Genomic DNA, 327 nt, shown 5'->3' with positions numbered 1-327 from the left:
CCGCCTTCCCCGACCTCACCGTCCAGGCCACCGCCACCTACCTCGGCGGCTTCCGTCGGGCCTACGAGACCAACCGCGCACCCCTCTTCATCGGCAACCACTTCGAGGAGTGGAACGGCGGCATCTACATGGACGCCGTCGAGGAAGCACTCAAAGGCATGGCGGACAAAAGGGACGTACGGCTCGTATCCTTCCGGCAGTTCGCCGACTGGCTGGACGCCCAGGACCCCAAGGTGCTCGCCAAACTGCGCACCCTCGGCCCCGGTCAGTCCCCCACCGGTGGCTGGAACACGTACCTCGCGGCCGCCTGACCGGCACTGCCCATCC

The 327-nt window shown here is 67.6% G+C and carries 1 pseudogene; it reads left to right on the top strand.

From position 1 onward, the window contains the following. Positions 1–311, top strand: a pseudogene (locus tag IF12_RS0122400) (hypothetical protein); the annotation flags it as partial. Positions 312–327 lie beyond the last annotated feature (16 nt).

The organism is Glycomyces sp. NRRL B-16210 (assembly GCF_000719515.1).
Taxonomy (GTDB): domain Bacteria; phylum Actinomycetota; class Actinomycetes; order Mycobacteriales; family Micromonosporaceae; genus Glycomyces.
This window is presented reverse-complemented; position numbering and strand designations above follow the sequence as displayed.